Raw genomic sequence first — 15849 nt, forward strand, 5'->3', positions numbered from 1 at the left:
CAGGCTTGCCGGCGAACACGATCAGAATTGCACATCCAGGATCACGTTATCGGTATAGGTCGCCGCTGGCGGCGTGGCCTGGTCGGTGTATACCTTGGCGTTGTAGTTGAACAGCTGGCTCCCCGTGCCGGTACCCGCCCCTGGGTTCACATCGGCGTCGCTGCTCGAGCGCCGCGCCGTGCTCAGCGAGCCCCAGCGCACTGCGCCGGCGCTCTTGAAGATGTCATAGGCCAGGTAGTTGTTGGCCGCCGACTTCATCCGCCGTCGCCCTCCCGACACGTTCTGCCCGTCGTCCAGGCCCACCGTGTAAGTGCTGCCCTTGGTGCACGACAGGCTGACGCTCTGGCTCACGGTACCGAACCCCGCCACCACCGGCGCGCTGGCGAAGCTGATATTGGGCGTGGTGATCTGGCAGTCGTTGGTCACCGTAAGGCTGACCACGATGCTCTGGTTGCCGCTACCAATGTCCCGCCCCAGGCAGAGGTTGCCGATGCCAATGCCCGAGCAGTAGTTCCAGCTCCAGGCAATGTTCAGCGTCTCCTGGTACAGGCCCGCCGCGACGTTGGCGCCGACCACGGTCTTGAAGTACAGCGGCACGGTCTTGGGGCTGGTGCCGTTGAGCAAGCCCAGGGCATCGAGGATACCGTTGCGGGCGAAGTCGAACTGCACGCCGCGGCTGATCGGGTAGCTGATAGTGTTGTCGGCGTAGATCGTATAGGGAATGACATCACCGGTCGGCCCCACCAGCCCGCTGGTGGCGGAGGTGATGGTGGCGTAGAAGTGATCGGAACTGACCAGCAGTGACAGCAGCGAACCGGTGCACTGCAACCCGGCATTGGTGGTGGAGGCGTTCTGCACCGTGGTGCGCACCAGGGTCGAGTTGATCGAGCCAAACGCTGCCGGGGCGGCGGCCACCGACGAACACAGCGCCCAGGCGGCTCCACCAGGCGACAACAACGCGCCGAACAACAGCCAGGCCTTGAATACCTTCATCGACACACCAGCGGGCCGATCAGTGGAATCGGCCCCTCCCCTTCAGGCAGGTCGAACGCCACCTGGCACTGCCCGCCGTCAGCCTTGTCCACCAGCAGACGGTTGTGTGGCGCCAGGTTCTCCAGGTACACCAGCCCATCCCAACCCACCACCGCCTCGCCACCGCTCTCCTGGTGCAGCACATGGCTGCCCAGCTTGAGTGCCTGCTGGCCACCATCGACCAGCACCAGGCTCGCCGCCCGCACCTGCCTGAGCGGGAACTCCAGCAAATAGCCGCTGCCCCGGCGCACGGCCACGCGCTGCTCCACCTGCGGCGCCAGCACGTCGGCCGGCAGCTCCATGGGGTCGATCTCGTACTTGCCCCGATAGTAGCCGCTGCTGTACGGCACCAGCAGGTGGCCGTTGCGGTCGGTGCGGCCGATCTGCTGGTTCTCGTAGTGCACCGGCACGTCGGCATAGCCATTGGTACTGACCACCACGAAGGCGTCGTCGATGCGGTTGGCAGCGAACAGCCCGGCATCCATCAACACCAGCGAGCCGCTGGCATCGGCCCAGCGGGTCATCTCGCCGCTGCTGCCGTAGACGCCGGCCTGCAGCTGCACCGACTGCAGGCGCCAAGTCACGTCGGCCTGGCGATAGGCATCGCGGTTACCGCCGGTAGCGTAGCCCAGGTTGTAGCCCACCCCGCCGCCGACCGGCACGGCGCGGCTGTAGTTGACCCGCTGCAAGTCCTGGCCGTCCTTGCTGCGCTCGGCACTGAAGGCCAGGGTGCCGCGCAGGTCGAAGGGAATCACCAGTTGCGCCTGCACCGCCCACTGGCTGTCACCGACTTCGCGGTTGGCCGACAGGTACAGGCTGCTGTTGCCCCACAGCGGCTTGCTCCAGCTCAGGTTGACCAGCCGGGTGCGCGTGCCGTCGCCGGCGCGCACATCGAAATAGCCGGCGCCCAGGCTGCCGTAGTGATCCAGGTTCAGGCTCAGGGTGGCTTGTTCGCTGCGCTGGCTCAGGCGGGTGTAGGGGCTGTCGACCAACGACAGGTCGGCGTAGTCGCCGTGGCGTTGCACGCGCTGGTAGTTGAAGCCGATGCGCCGGCTGTTGTACTGGTAGCCCAGCGCCACTTGCCGGCCCGTGTCGCCTTCGAAGCGGCTCTGGGCCATGGCCGCGTTGAGCACACCGAAGTTGCCCAGGCGCAGGTTGCCGCCCAGGCCGCCGAGCATCATCGACTGGGCGGTTTCGGCATGGGTTTCAAGGGTGAAGTAGTCGGTAACGCCGTGGCGCAGGCTGGCTGACGCCACGCCCGGGCCATAGCCGAAATCGCGCACGGCATAGTCGCGGCGCAGGCTACCAGCGGCCACCGAAAAGTCCGACAAGCCCTTGGCCAGCAGGCTGCTGGTGACATAGAACGGCAAGGTGGTGGACACCTGCCGGCCGAGCGCGTCGGTAGTCACCACCACCGCCTCGCCGGCGCCGTTGATGAAGGGCACGTTGGTCAGCGTGTAGGGGCCCGGCTGTAGTTCGGTGGTGCTGCTTTTGTAGCCATTGATGAACAGGTCCAGCGAGGTTGGTACCGCCGCCTCGCCGGCAAACGCAGGCAAGGGGTAGGTCACCAGGTCGGGGCGTGCGCTGAAATCCCGCGACAGCTGCAACCCACCAACGCGCACCGAGGTGGTCCAGGGTAGCGCGCCGGTCACCAGGTCCCCCACTTCGTAGGTGAGCAGGCGCTGGTCATCGGTGTAGCGGAAGGTGGTGTCATAGCGCAGGAAGCCCTGGCGGGTGGCGTCCTGGGCGCCATTGAACGACTGGCGCCATTGCCCGGTGGTGGAGAACGTGCCCCAGTCGTCGAACAGCCGTAGTTCGTTCCAGGCGGCGAGGTAGGTGCCGCCCTCGTCTGTGTCGTTGAGGTAGGCGTCATAGTTCAGCAAGGCACCCAAGCTGCTGCGGGCATCGCTGGCCGGGTACAGGCTGCGGTCGCCCAACTGCTGCTCAGGCAGCCACGCCGGCGGCACCTGCAGCAGCAGGCGCTGGTTCTGGCTGTCGTAGTCGCTGTGCAGGCCGGGGATATCCTCCAGCGCCACTTCGCCGCGAGGGTCGCCCGGCAGCTTGACCCCGGCGGCGCGCAACACCGCGCTGTCCAGGTACAGGCGCCCGGCGCGCTGCTGCACCGGCACCAGCTCAGCCTTACCCACCTGGTTCACCAGCAGGTCGAGGTACAGCGTCGCATCGGTGATGGCGGCACTCTCGGTGGGTGGCGGCGGCAGTTCGTCGGCCACGCCCAGGCTGGGGCCCAGTACCGCCAGGCCCAGCCACAACCGGTGCGTTGCCACCCGCACCCAGCTCACACACGATTTCCAACCATTGCCGGGTCCTCCCTGGCCCCTGACAGACGTTCACCCGCGTATCACTGGCTCTGCTTGATGGCCTGCGCCGCGTCCTGGCCATTGACCCGGCCCTTGAGCACACTGGCCGCGCCGGGCGCGGCCGGTGCCGGCCAGCGCATGCTGGCGCCAGGCAACACATAGCCGAGCAAGCCTTCGACCAGGGGGCTCTCCTGCCCACCCTGCTGCAGCACCACATCGGTCAACCGGGCGTGCACCGGCCCGGTGTTGCGCAGTTCGACATAGGGTTTGCCCTGCACGGTCACCGCGCGCCAGCTCAGTTGCGGCTTGCCAACCCCTTCGGCGCTGCGCTTGCCCTCAGGGTCGGGCTTGCCCCACAGCCCCTCGCCATAGACAAACAGCGGCACCGAGTAACGCATCTGCAGACGGATCGCCGCCTTCGGCCCGTCGCTGGTGGTGTCGGCCGGCAGAGGTGAAGGGATCTCGTCGATGATGATGCGGTAGGCCTGCTCCTGGCCGGCCGGTGAATTGCCGGTGCGGGTCAATCGGACCAGTTGCTTCTGCCCCGGTGCGATGTTCGCCACCGGGGGGCTGCCGATGATCTCGCGCTGGTTCTGGAACTGCTCCTGGTATTCGCCCTGGCGCCAGGCGAACACCCGCACCTGCAGGCTGGTCGGCGCCGTGCCGCGGTTCTCCAGCCACAATGCGCCAGCCTTCTGGTCGGCCTCCAGCACCGGGTCGATCGGCCAGATCAGCACCGAGGTGGCCGCGAAGGCCGGTGCACTGGCCAACAGCAGAAGCCCGATGATCCCACGCGCCCGTTTCGCGCCTGCCCCCATGCCCCTCTCCTTCTCTGTTATCCACGGTGGCCTTTCACCAGGTCACCGTCACTTGCACGACATCGGTGTAGGTCCCGGCCGGCAGGGTGCCGGTCAGGGTCGTGCGGCCGTAGACCGGCAACTTGATCGCCGTCGGGTCGCTGTAGCTCACCGCCACGCTGCTGCCGATACCCAGGCTCTGGCTGAACGCGGCATCGCGGTACAGCTGGTAGGCCAGCAACTGCGTGCCCCCCGAACGCTTGAGGTTGCGCGTGCCGCTGGCGCTGTTCTGGCCGCCGTCCAGGCTCATGCTCAGGGCCACGCCCGGGGTGCACTGGAAGGTCACCGTGCTGCCGCCGAGCGAGGTGCTCAGGGTGGCCGTGGACAGCGCCGAGCTGGTGCCGTAGTCGAGCACGCCATAGGCCGTCACACCGCCGACCACCAGGCAACCGGCGACGATCTGTGCCGTCACCTGGAAGGTGCTGGTGGTGACCGCGTGGGCACCCTGGGTCAGCGCCAGGCACAGCCCGACGGCCAGCAGCCGCGCCGTGCCCGGCATGGCTCAGAAACTCAGCTCGACCGCTACCGTGTCGGTGTACACCCCGGCCGGCAGGCCGGCTTTGCCGCGGGCCTGGCCATACAGGTTGACGGTCTGCGCCACGCCGGTGCTGGTCGGCAGGGTGATGGTGCCGTCGATCGCCAGCAGCTGGGTGTGCCCGGCGTCGGTGTAGAAGTCGTAGGGCACGAAATTGCCCGCGCCATCGGCCAAGGCCCGGGTCCCCCCGGCGGATTGCGAGTCATGGGCGCCGGCACGCACCTTGATCGTCGGCACCGTACCTGCCGAACAGAGAATACTCATGGCCCCGCCACCGCCGCCGAGCACCTGGCCATTGACGGTGGTGAACAGCGAATCCTGGGTGCCGAAGTCGAGGCTGCCGAAGTTCAGCCCGGAAGTGCCGCCGCTGCCGTTGACCTGGCAGGCGGCGGTCAGCGTCAGGGTCGAGCTGATGGTGCCGGTCACGGTGGCAGCGTGGGCCTGGGCGGCCAGGGCCAGGCCACAACCTGCGAGGATGCAGCGGGTGAGGTGCTTGGGCATTGCAAATCTCCTTGCGTGTTACCAGTCCAGGGTCACCCGTAGGGTGTCGCGATACAGCCCGACAGGCAGCGCGCGCGGCTGCGCGACCACGACGCCATAAATGGGCACGGGCACTTGTTCGGTGTTGCTGATGGTGAAGGTGCGGGCCTGGCCGATGCCGTAGCGGCTGTTGCCGCCCGGGTCGACCGCCAGCTGATAGGGGATGAGCTCGCGGCCATTGCTCAGGCGGCGCACACCATCGCTGCCATTGAGGCCGCCATTGATCCGCACGCTGAACGCGCGCACCTGGGGCGTGCAACTGATCTGCAGGCTGCCTTCGGCGCTGGCCTCGTCCACGCGGCTGGTGAGCGGCTGGTCCCAGGTCGGGCCGCGCGCACCGAAGTCCATCACCCCCGTGTTACCTGCCACGGTTGGTTGCTGGCTGCTGATCTCGCAGGCGGCGCTGATCACCAGGCGTGCCTGGATGAAGCCGGTGCTGGTGCCATGGGCCACGCCTGCGGGCAGCAGCAGCGGGCCCAGGGTGAGCAGCAGGATCGATGTGCGTTGCAGCGCGTCCTTGTGCATGGCAGCCCCCTACCAGGTGACCGTGACTTTGAGCAGGTCGGCATACAACCCGGCATGGGGTACCCAGGCCAGGCTGTCGACCCGTGCGTAAAGGGGGAGCTCGACCGAGCCGCTGTCCGGTACCCGCGCCGATTGCGCGACATCCACCGCCAAGGGCATCTGCCAGGCGGCGTCGCGATAGAGGCGGTAGGGAATCGGTCGGGCTTGTACGTCCTGGCTGGCGAGGTAGCGCACCTCGCCCACGCCACCATGCTGGCCGCCATCGACGCGGACCTGGTACGGGGTATCGGGGTTGCATTCCAACCGCGGCGGCCGCTGGCTGAGCAACACCCCGCTCAGGGGCGCGCCCGGCCCGTCCAGGCGCGCGGCACTGCCCAGGTCGATCCGGCCCAGGGCTTGAGCGCCGGCATCGCGTTGCTGATTGACCAGCATGCAACCGCGCTGCACACGCACCTGGACTTCGACGAGAAACTCCGCCGCCATGGCACTGCCGCTCAACCACAGGCCCAACAGCGCGGCCATCAAGCGTTGCGTCACCTGTAGATCCTTGTCTGTAGGGGTTGGGCTTGAGCGTAGCAGTGGGTTTGCAGGCGGGCGCTCACGCAAGCCCCCTCTTTAGCATTAATGCAAAGGCTGAGTTCGCCTGAACCCTTCGGAAAAATCAGCACTTGGCGCAGCGAACCCTGCGGGCGCCTACCCCTCAAATAGTCATATACCGACAAACCGGCCAAGGTTCTGATACCTTCATGACGACCATCCTGTGCCATACGCACCCCCGTGCGTGGACGGACCCTGCCAGGAGTTACCCGTGACCATTGCCCCGATTTCACTCGACCAGGCCATCGAACGCTGTGCCCAGGAGCCGATCCAGGTACCCGGCAGCATCCAGCCTCAAGGCTTCCTGCTGGTGCTGGACGAACACAGCCTGCGCGTTCTCCAGGCCAGTGAAAACACCGAACGCTGGCTCGGCGTGCCGGCCCTGCAACTGCCAGGCCAGGCATTCGACGAACTGGTCAGCGACGGCTTCGACCTGCGCCGCCACCTGACGTCGCTGCCGGAAGACGAGATGTTCCCCTTCCACATCGGCGATGTCCGCCTGCGTGAAGGCGCCCCCTGCCAGGCGCCGCTGCGGGTACTGGCCCACCGCCACGACCAGGTCCTGATCCTCGAATTCGAGCCCTGCCGTGGCTCGGCCAAGGGCGATTACTACCCCCTGGTGCGGGCCTTCGTCAGCACCCTGCACCAGGCCACCAGCATCGACGACTTGCTGCAGCAGTCGGTCCGGCAGATCAAGCGCATCACCGGCTTCGGTCGGGTCAAGGCCTACCGCTTCGACGCTGCAGGCAATGGCACCGTGCTCGCTGAAGTTGCCGACCCTGGCTACCCCCAGTACCTGGGGTTGTGCTTCCCCGCCTCCGACATCCCGCGCCAGGCCCGCGAGCTGTATCGCATCAACCGCATCCGAGTGATCGAAGACGCCAACTATCAAGCCTCGCCGCTTGTACCGGCCGCCAATCCACGTACCGGCAAGGCCCTGGACATGAGCTTCGCCTCGCTGCGTAGCGTATCCCCGGTGCACCTGCAATACATGCGCAACATGGGCACCCTGGCATCGATGTCGCTGTCGATCGTGGTCGACGGCAAGCTCTGGGGCCTGCTGTCATGCCACCACGACCAACCAAGGGCCGTGGATTTCCAGACCCGCACCGCCTGCGAACTGCTGGCCAATGTCCTGTCGCTGCAGATCGAGGCCCACGAGTCCCAAAGCTGCACGCGCTTGCTGCTCGACCTGCGCCAACGCATCGTGCACCTGCTCTCTTCAATGGCCGACCAGGACAGTGTCGGCGATGGCCTGCTCGCCCTGCCCGACGTGATGCTGCAGTTCGCCGGCGCCACTGGGGCGGCCATCATCAGTGCCGAGCGTTGCGACCTGATCGGCCACACGCCTCCGGCGGCGCAGGTCAACGCCCTGGTGCACTGGCTGGCCCAGCGTGGCGAAGACCTGGTGTTCCACACCGACAACGCGCAGCGTGACATCGACGTGCTGCCGGAGCTGGGCCGGCATGCCGCAGGCGTGCTGGCCGTGGCCATCTCGCAGCTGCACTCGCACTACCTGCTGTGGTTCCGTCCGGAGCAGGCGCACACGGTGAACTGGGCCGGGCGCCCCGAAAAACAGGTCACCGCCCTGGGCAACCTCAATCCGCGCCACAGCTTCGAGCGCTGGCAGGAAGAGGTCCGCGGGTTCAGCGCCGCCTGGCACCCACTGACCCTCGAAGGCGTGCTGGAACTGCGCGGAGCGGTGCTCGGCATCGTCCTGCGCAAGGCCGAGGAACTGGCCCAACTGGCCGGCGAGCTGAAGCGCTCGAACAAGGAGCTTGAAGCGTTCTCCTACAGCGTATCCCACGACCTGCGCGCGCCGCTGCGGCATATCGCCGGCTACAGCGAGCTGCTCGGCGAGCTCGAGGGCGAGCACCTGACCGAGCGTGGCAAGCGCTTCCTCGGGCATATCGGGGAAGCCGCACAATTCGCTGGCACCTTGGTGGACAACCTGCTCAATTTCTCGCAGATGGGCCGTTCGGCGTTGCGCCTGTCGGATGTCGACCTCAATACCCTGGTCGATACCATCCGCACGGAGATGGCGCCGGACTACGCCGACCGTTCGATCCTCTGGGAGATCGCCGCGCTGCCCAGGGTGATTGCCGACCCGGCCTTCATCAACATGGTCCTGCACAACCTGCTCGCCAATGCCGTCAAGTACACCCGCAACCGTGAGCAGGCGCGCATCGAGGTGGGTGCCGTGCAGCACCGGCACGAGGTCGAGGTGTACGTGCGCGACAATGGCGTGGGCTTCGACATGGCCTATGTCGACAAACTGTTCGGGGTGTTCCAGCGCCTGCACCGCATGGAGGAATTCGAGGGCACCGGGATTGGCCTGGCCAGCGTGCGGCGCATCATCGAACGCCATGACGGCCGTGTCTGGGCCCAGGGCAGCCTGGGCCAGGGCGCCAGTTTCCACTTCACCCTCCCCCGCCAACCGATGACCGCCTGAGGCCGCCACCCATCATGCTCAAACCCATCCTGCTGGTCGAAGACAACCTCCGGGACCAAGAACTGACCTTGCTGGCCCTGGAGCGCAGCCAGCTGGCCAACGAAGTCGTCGTCGTGCGCGACGGCGCCGATGCCCTGGATTACCTGCTGCGGCGCAATGCCTTCGCCGCACGTGACGACGGCAACCCGGCGGTAATGCTGCTGGACCTCAAGCTGCCCAAGGTCGATGGCCTCGAGGTGCTCAAGGAGGTACGCGCCACCGCGGAACTGCGCAGCATCCCCATCGTCATGCTGACCTCCTCGCGCGAGGGGCCCGACCTGCAGCGCGCCTATGAGCTGGGGGTAAACGCCTATGTGGTCAAGCCGGTGGAGTTCAAAGAGTTCGTTACCGCGATCTCCGACCTGGGGGTGTTCTGGGCCGTGCTCAACGAGCCGCCGCCCGGCTCGCTGCGCCTGAACCGCCGTGGCGACCAGTGAGGCCGGCAGCATGCAGACAACGCCACTGAAACTGCTGATGGTCGAAGACAGCTCCATGGACGCCGAGCTGATCCTGATGCGTCTGGAGCGGAGCGGTTTCCAGGTGCAGTCGCGGCTGATGTTCGATCATGTCGGTGCCGAGCACGCCTTGCACGCAGGCACCTTCGACCTGATCCTCTGTGACTGCGTGCTACCGGGCTCCTCGGGCGCCGAGGTGCTGGCGATCGCTCAACGCATCGCTCCGGCCACGCCGTTCATCTTCCTCTCCGGCATCTACGGGGAAGAGCACGCGGTCGAGATGATCCGTCTGGGGGCCACCGACTATGTGCTGAAGAAGAACCTGCCGTTGCTGCCCAAGGCCGTACGCCGGGCGCTGACCGAGGTGCAGGAGCGCCAGCGACGGCGCCTCGCCGAGGAAGCCCTGGCCGACATGGAGGCCCGGGCGCGCATCGCCATCGATGCCGCTGGCATGGGTAGCTGGGATTACCGGCCGCAAGATGGACAGATGCAGTGGGACGTACGTTGCAAGACCTTGTTCGGCCTGCCCGCCGACACCGAGATGAGCATCGAGGTGTTCTACGCCGGCATCCACCCAGAGGACTTGCCCAGGGTGCGCGACGCCGTCGAGCAGGCCATGCGCGAGGACAATGATGGCCACTACCGGGTCGAGTTTCGCATCGCCCAGGCCGGCCCCCTGGAGCCGCGCTGGTTGCTCTCCAGCGGCCAGACGCAATTCGTTGACGGCCAGTGCGTGCGGTTCTCCGGTGTGCTCCAGGACATCCACCAGCAGCGGCAGGCCACCCGCGCCCTGGAGCAGCTCAACGAAATACTTGGCGAGCGGGTCGAGCGCCGTACCCGCGAGCGTGACCGCGCCTGGGAGCTGTCCCAGGACTTGCTGGCGGTGCTCAACAAGGACCTCACGCCCGTGACGCTGAACCCGGCGTGGGAGGCCAGCCTGGGCTTCACCCGCGAACGCCTGGGGCAGATCTCACTGCTGCAACTGCTGCCGGAAGCCGACCAACAGGCCTTTCTAGCCGAAATCGGCGCCCTGTCCGAGGGCCGCACCAGCGCGCGCTTCGTCGGCCGCATCCTGCATGCCGGCGGCCAGCAGCGCTGGCTTTCGTGGGTGGTGGTGCCGGATGACAGCCTCCTGTATGTGGTGGCTCGCGATATCTCCAGCGAACGCGAGTCGGCGCTGGAGCTGGCCGAGGCCAACACCCGCCTGCGCGAACAGATCGCCGAGCGCGAGCGCATCGAAGCGGCGCTGCAGCAAATGCAGCGCCTGGAGGCGGTCGGCCAGCTCACCGCCGGGGTGGCTCACGACTTCAACAACCTGCTGACGGTCATCCTCACTGGCGCCAGTTTTCTCCAGAACGACCTGGACAAGGGTCTGCTGGACAAGGCCCATGGTCGCCTGAAGCACATTCGCGAAGCCGGCGAACGTGGCGCCAAGCTTACCGCGCAGCTGTTGGCGTTTTCCCGCAAGCAGCGCCTGGAGCCAGTGCCGCTGAACCTCAACCGCACCCTCGGCGGTTTGGAGGAACTGCTGCGCCGCACCCTGGGCGGCCGTGTCTCGGTGCGCCTGAACCTGGAGCCCCACCTCTGGTTCGCCCTCACCGACCCGACCCAGACCGAGATGATCATCCTCAACCTGGCAATCAATGCCCGCGACGCCATGCCCGACGGTGGCCAGCTGGCCCTGGCGACCCGCAATACCCGGGTCAGCACCCGCCCTCAGCGCCCGCAAGATCCGGAGCCCGGCGACTATGTGATGCTGACCATCAGCGATACCGGCTGCGGCATGAGCGAAGACGTGGCGGCCAAGGTCTTCGAGCCCTTCTTCACCACCAAGGACATCGGCAAGGGGTCGGGCCTGGGCCTGGCCCAGGTGTTCGGCTTCGCCAAGCAGAGCGGCGGCGGGGTGCGTATCGACACTGCACCCGGCCGCGGCACGCAGGTCAGCGTGTACCTGCCCTCGGTCAGGGCCCAGGCTGATCATGCCGTGCCGGACCAGGACAAGGGGCGCCCGCTGTCCGCTGGTGGCAACCACAACATCCTGCTGGTGGACGACGACCCTCTGGTGCGCGAGATGATCGGCGATGTGCTGCGCCGCTATGGTTATCGGGTACGCCAGGCGCACAATGGCGAACAGGCCCTGGCGTTGCTCGATGACGCCACCGACCTGCTGCTGACCGACTTCGCCATGCCCGAGTTCAATGGCGCACAGCTGGCACAGGCGGCACGCGAACGCTACCCAAGGCTGCCCGTGGTATTTCTGACCGGCTACGCCGAACTGGATGGCCAGGAACTGCCGGGCAGCCTGGTGATCCAGAAACCCGTGCACGAGCAAGTGCTGGCCCTGGCGTTGGCCGAGCTGCTGGAAAACAGGAATCTGGAATGAAAAAATCGCCAGCCGGCGATTTTGATTTGCTTTGAAAGCAGAGAAGAAATGGCAGGGGCGGCTGGATTCGAACCAACGCATGGCAGGATCAAAACCTGCTGCCTTACCGCTTGGCGACGCCCCTGTATCGGATATGACGAGCGCCTGATGCACTGCCAATCTGACCATTCACCGCAAGCTCCGTGTGTTGCTGTGCGGGAATGGCCGGCACTTTAACAACCTTTTCCAAAGGTGGGAAGCATTATTTTAAAAAAATTCACAGAAAAACAGCAGGTTAGTCGCCGACCCCCGATTTTGCGGTGATGATTTCAAGCGACAGGTAATGCAACACATGCACGAGCATCGGCTATTGAACAGACCCGCAACGGCCAGAACCCACCCCACGAAGCCCGCCGCCCGCGGATATCCCTTCCGCAGGCGGCTCTCAAGTGAGCTTCACCGCCAGAGCAAATCACCCGCTATTGATGGCTGACCCAATACACCGCCGTGACCACCACCAGCACGATCAGACACAGGATCGCCCAGGCATCGACACTGCTGTCAGCTTTGCGGACCTTGCTTGAATTTCCCATTGCATTACCTCTTGTAGTGGTTATGGGAATGCACTTCGCAAGCAGCAGTTAAGTCCAGCAATGCCCTTCACTCAAGCAGGGTCTTTCAGTAGTCGACGGGTGACATGAGGAAGGGATAGCGAAAATCCGTCGCCCGCCCTTCGGCGCTGAAACGGTGAAAATCGATACCGTGGCCGTCCTGATCCAGCAGCCTCAGCCAACGCCGGGCCTTGTCCACGTCGATCAGTTGCAGGGACGGCACCTGATGCTCCTGCCGCCCGTCACGGTCCACGGCCAAGCCCAGGGCGTCGTCGTGCAACATCACCATGGCCCAGCCGCCCATGGTGAAATGCCCGCCCATCAACACCCCCAGGCGCCCGTCGATACGTGCCCGCAGGGCCTCGGGCGAGCTGTTGACCGCACTGAATACTACATCGCGCCCCGGCACCCGACCCGCCGCCTCGAACGCGCGCATGGCACCAAACGCCATCTCGTCGTTGGCCGACCACACCAGTTGCGTTGCGGGGTAGCGCTCCAGCAGCATCTGCGCCTGCTCGAAAGCCCGCTGGCGACTCCAGCCGCCATAAACCACCTGGCGCAGGCGTACCTGGGGATAGTCCGCCAGCGCCCGGCGCATGCCCTGCTCACGCAGTTGCGAGGCAGGCGTGGTCTTCACCCCGGCGAACGCCAGCAGGTCCACCGGGCCATTCGCAGGTGGCAACTGCGCGACCATGGCCTTGAGCATCTGATAGCCGGCCTCCTCGTCGTTGCTGACGAGGGTGCCGAGAATCCGCGGGTACTTCTCAGGCTGGGCCTGGATACTGCTCAACTGGTCCTCGGTGAGGCCATTGTTGACCAGGAACAGTTTCACCCCCGTGCCACGGGAGAGGCGGATGACCTCGGGCGCCACATACTGTTCGTTGACCAGAACCAGGTAGTCCGGACGTTGCGGCCCCTGTAGCACGGCCCGGGCCAGGATCAGCGTGCGGTCCGCGCTGCGCTCGCTGTACTGCACACGCAGCGCCATCCCCAGATCCTTGGCGGCGGCCTGCATGAAACGCGAATAGTCGACCCAGAACGTCTCGTCGGAATAGCCCGGATTGAGAAATACCACCGAGGCAGCCTGTGCGCCGGCTGCCAGCGGCAGGCTCAGGCACAGGCCCTGACACAAGGCCTTGAGCATGCGGTTACATCCCTGCGAAACAAACCTCGGATTATAGCCAGATGGCGTGCCAGAGCGGACAAATGCCAGTCAGTCTCACTTAGTCCAAATGGTTCTTTTCATATGCAAAAACATCACTTTAGCGCATAAACCCACTCTGCTATCGTTCCTCGGCTCCGACCCGGAGTGCGCGGCCGTGCGCGCGATTAGCTGCATGCAGCCTGAGACAGGACTTATATGTACGTATACGACGAGTACGATCAGCGGATCATCGAGGACCGCGTCAAGCAGTTCCGTGATCAGACCCGCCGCTACCTGGCCGGTGAGCTGAGCGAAGAAGAATTCCGCCCCCTGCGCCTGCAGAACGGCTTGTATATCCAACGTTTCGCGCCGATGCTGCGTGTCGCCGTGCCTTATGGCCAGCTGAACGCCCGCCAGACCCGCATGCTGGCGAAGATCGCCCGCGACTACGACAAGGGTTACGCGCACATCAGTACCCGCCAGAACGTGCAGTACAATTGGCCGGCGCTGGAAGACATCCCGGAAATCCTCGCTGAGCTGGCCACCGTGCAGATGCACGCGATCCAGACCAGCGGCAACTGCCTGCGCAACGTCACAACCGACCAGTTCGCCGGTGTAGCCGCCGATGAGCTGGTCGACCCGCGCCCCTGGTGCGAGATCGTGCGTCAGTGGACCACCTTCCACCCGGAATTCGCCTACCTGCCGCGCAAGTTCAAGATTGCCGTCAACGGTTCGAGCGACGACCGCGCGGCCATCGAAGTGCACGACATCGGCCTGGAGCCGGTGCGCAACGCAGCCGGTGAACTGGGCTTCCGCGTGCTGGTCGGTGGCGGCCTGGGTCGCACCCCGGTGATTGGTTCGTTCATCAATGAGTTCCTGCCCTGGCAGGACCTGCTCAGCTACCTCGATGCCATCCTGCGCGTGTACAACCGTTACGGCCGCCGTGACAACAAGTACAAGGCGCGGATCAAGATCCTGGTCAAGGCCCTCACCCCGGAAGTGTTCGCCGAGAAGGTCGAGGCCGAGATGGCTCACCTGCGCGGTGGCAGCACCACGCTGACCGAAGCCGAAGTACAGCGTGTGGCACGCCACTTCGTCGACCCCGACTACCTGGCCCTGGACAACGTCGACTACAGCGCGCTGGATGCTGAGCACCCAGGCTTCGCCCGCTGGCGTTCGCGCAACACCCGCGCCCACAAAAAGCCGGGCTACGTCGCCGTCACCCTGTCGCTCAAGCCCACCGGCGTCGCCCCCGGCGACCTGACCGACAAACAGCTCGACGCCGTCGCCGACTTCGCCGAACGCTACAGCTTTGGTTTCCTGCGCACCTCTCACGAGCAGAACATCATCCTCGCCGACGTCGAGCAGCGCCAGTTGCACGCCCTCTGGCTGGAGCTGCGCGAGCAAGGCTTCGCCACCCCGAACATCGGCCTGCTGACCGACATCATCTGCTGCCCGGGCGGTGATTTCTGCTCCCTGGCCAACGCCAAGTCGATCCCGATCGCCGAATCCATCCAGCGCCGCTTCGACGACCTGGACTACCTGTTCGACATCGGCGAGCTCGACCTGAACATCTCCGGCTGCATGAACGCCTGCGGCCACCACCACGTCGGCCACATCGGCATCCTTGGCGTGGACAAGAAGGGCGAGGAGTTCTACCAGGTGTCGCTGGGGGGCAATGCCGCCCGCGACGCAAGCCTGGGCAAGATCCTCGGCCCCTCCTTCGCCCAGGACGACATGGCCGACGTGATCGAGAAACTGATCAGCGTGTACGTCGAGCAGCGCACCGAAGACGAGCGCTTCATCGACACCTACCAGCGGATCGGCATCGACCCCTTCAAGGAACGCGTCTATGCAGCGAATCATTAAGCACAACCAGATCGTCGACGAAACCTGGCACCTGCTGCCCAAGGACGTGTCAATCGACGAGCTGACCAATTGCGACGACTACATCGTGCCGCTGCAACTGTGGCGCGATCACCCCAGCCTGCTCAAGGCCCGCGACGGTGGCCTGGGCATCTGGCTGGACAGCGACGAGGAAGCCGAGGAAATCGGTGACGACGTCGAGCACTTCCAGGTCATTGCCCTGAACTTCCCGGCCTTCACCGACGGGCGCAACTACTCCAACGCGCGCCTGCTGCGTGACCGCTACAAGTTCAAGGGCGAACTGCGCGCCATTGGCGACGTGCTGCGCGACCAACTGTTCTACATGGCCCGCTGCGGTTTCGACGCCTTCGCCATCCGTGCCGACAAGAACCCTGAAGACGCGCTGCAAAGCCTGAAGGACTTCTCGGTCACCTACCAAGGCGCCACAGACGAACCACTGCCGTTGTTCCGTCGTCGCTGATCCTCGCATTGGGGCTGCCCTGCAGCCCCAATCAC

General features: G+C 65.5%; 13 protein-coding genes and 1 tRNA gene. 5 read left to right on the forward strand and 9 right to left on the reverse strand.

Going from position 1 to position 15849, the window contains the following annotated elements; all coding sequences use genetic code 11:
* Positions 1 to 21: 21 nt before the first annotated feature.
* From IM733_RS09585 to IM733_RS09615, 7 genes are all read right to left on the reverse strand, one after another.
* Positions 22 to 993, reverse strand: a complete 972-nt coding sequence (locus IM733_RS09585; protein WP_248920644.1) for a Csu type fimbrial protein — start codon at positions 991 to 993, stop codon at positions 22 to 24.
* Positions 990 to 3323, reverse strand: a complete 2334-nt coding sequence (locus tag IM733_RS09590) for a fimbria/pilus outer membrane usher protein (protein WP_248921150.1) — start codon at positions 3321 to 3323, stop codon at positions 990 to 992. Before IM733_RS09590 ends, IM733_RS09585 begins: the two co-directional genes overlap by 4 nt.
* A 68-nt stretch (positions 3324 to 3391) precedes the next feature.
* The gene (locus IM733_RS09595; RefSeq protein WP_248920645.1) at positions 3392 to 4168 is read right to left on the reverse strand and encodes a fimbrial biogenesis chaperone; all 777 of its coding nucleotides are present in this window, start codon (positions 4166 to 4168) and stop codon (positions 3392 to 3394) included.
* 34 nt (positions 4169 to 4202) lie between these two features.
* Entirely contained in the window at positions 4203 to 4706 is a 504-nt protein-coding gene (locus IM733_RS09600) for a Csu type fimbrial protein (RefSeq protein ID WP_186713543.1), read from the reverse strand.
* Between the two features lie 3 nt (positions 4707 to 4709).
* On the reverse strand, positions 4710 to 5243 hold the full coding sequence (locus tag IM733_RS09605) for a Csu type fimbrial protein (RefSeq protein WP_248920646.1): 534 nt from the start codon (positions 5241 to 5243) through the stop codon (positions 4710 to 4712).
* Between the two features lie 18 nt (positions 5244 to 5261).
* Positions 5262 to 5792 (reverse strand): Csu type fimbrial protein, encoded by a 531-nt coding sequence (locus IM733_RS09610; RefSeq protein WP_248921151.1) that lies wholly within the window; start codon positions 5790 to 5792, stop codon positions 5262 to 5264.
* 24 nt (positions 5793 to 5816) lie between these two features.
* A complete protein-coding gene (locus IM733_RS09615; protein WP_248920647.1) occupies positions 5817 to 6344 on the reverse strand; it encodes a Csu type fimbrial protein in 528 nt (175 codons plus the stop codon).
* Positions 6345 to 6615: 271 nt separating this feature from the next.
* Between IM733_RS09615 and IM733_RS09620 the strand changes: the two genes are divergently transcribed.
* The 3 genes from IM733_RS09620 to IM733_RS09630 are packed head-to-tail and all read left to right on the forward strand — an operon-like array spanning position 6616 to position 11733.
* On the forward strand, positions 6616 to 8856 hold the full coding sequence (locus tag IM733_RS09620) for an ATP-binding protein (RefSeq protein WP_248920648.1): 2241 nt from the start codon (positions 6616 to 6618) through the stop codon (positions 8854 to 8856).
* Positions 8857 to 8870: 14 nt separating this feature from the next.
* Entirely contained in the window at positions 8871 to 9332 is a 462-nt protein-coding gene (locus IM733_RS09625) for a response regulator (RefSeq protein ID WP_248920649.1), read from the forward strand.
* Positions 9333 to 9342: 10 nt separating this feature from the next.
* A complete protein-coding gene (locus IM733_RS09630) occupies positions 9343 to 11733 on the forward strand; it encodes a hybrid sensor histidine kinase/response regulator (protein WP_248920650.1) in 2391 nt (796 codons plus the stop codon).
* A gap of 49 nt (positions 11734 to 11782) precedes the next feature.
* On the opposite strand, the gene IM733_RS09635 is transcribed toward IM733_RS09630, so the two are convergent.
* Together IM733_RS09635 and IM733_RS09640 are read right to left on the reverse strand one after the other, a co-directional pair.
* A tRNA-Gln gene (locus tag IM733_RS09635) sits at positions 11783 to 11857 on the reverse strand.
* Positions 11858 to 12390: 533 nt separating this feature from the next.
* Entirely contained in the window at positions 12391 to 13467 is a 1077-nt protein-coding gene (locus IM733_RS09640) for an ABC transporter substrate-binding protein (protein ID WP_248920651.1), read from the reverse strand.
* Positions 13468 to 13683: 216 nt separating this feature from the next.
* On the opposite strand from IM733_RS09640, the gene IM733_RS09645 reads away from it, so the two are divergent.
* Both IM733_RS09645 and IM733_RS09650 read left to right on the forward strand, forming a co-directional pair.
* Positions 13684 to 15336 (forward strand): nitrite/sulfite reductase, encoded by a 1653-nt coding sequence (locus IM733_RS09645; protein ID WP_248920652.1) that lies wholly within the window; start codon positions 13684 to 13686, stop codon positions 15334 to 15336.
* A complete protein-coding gene (locus IM733_RS09650) occupies positions 15320 to 15814 on the forward strand; it encodes a DUF934 domain-containing protein (protein ID WP_240064374.1) in 495 nt (164 codons plus the stop codon). Before IM733_RS09645 ends, IM733_RS09650 begins: the two co-directional genes overlap by 17 nt.
* The last annotated feature ends 35 nt before the right edge of the window (positions 15815 to 15849 follow it).

Origin of the sequence: Pseudomonas entomophila, from assembly GCF_023277925.1 — a bacterium.
Classification (GTDB): domain Bacteria; phylum Pseudomonadota; class Gammaproteobacteria; order Pseudomonadales; family Pseudomonadaceae; genus Aquipseudomonas; species Aquipseudomonas entomophila_D.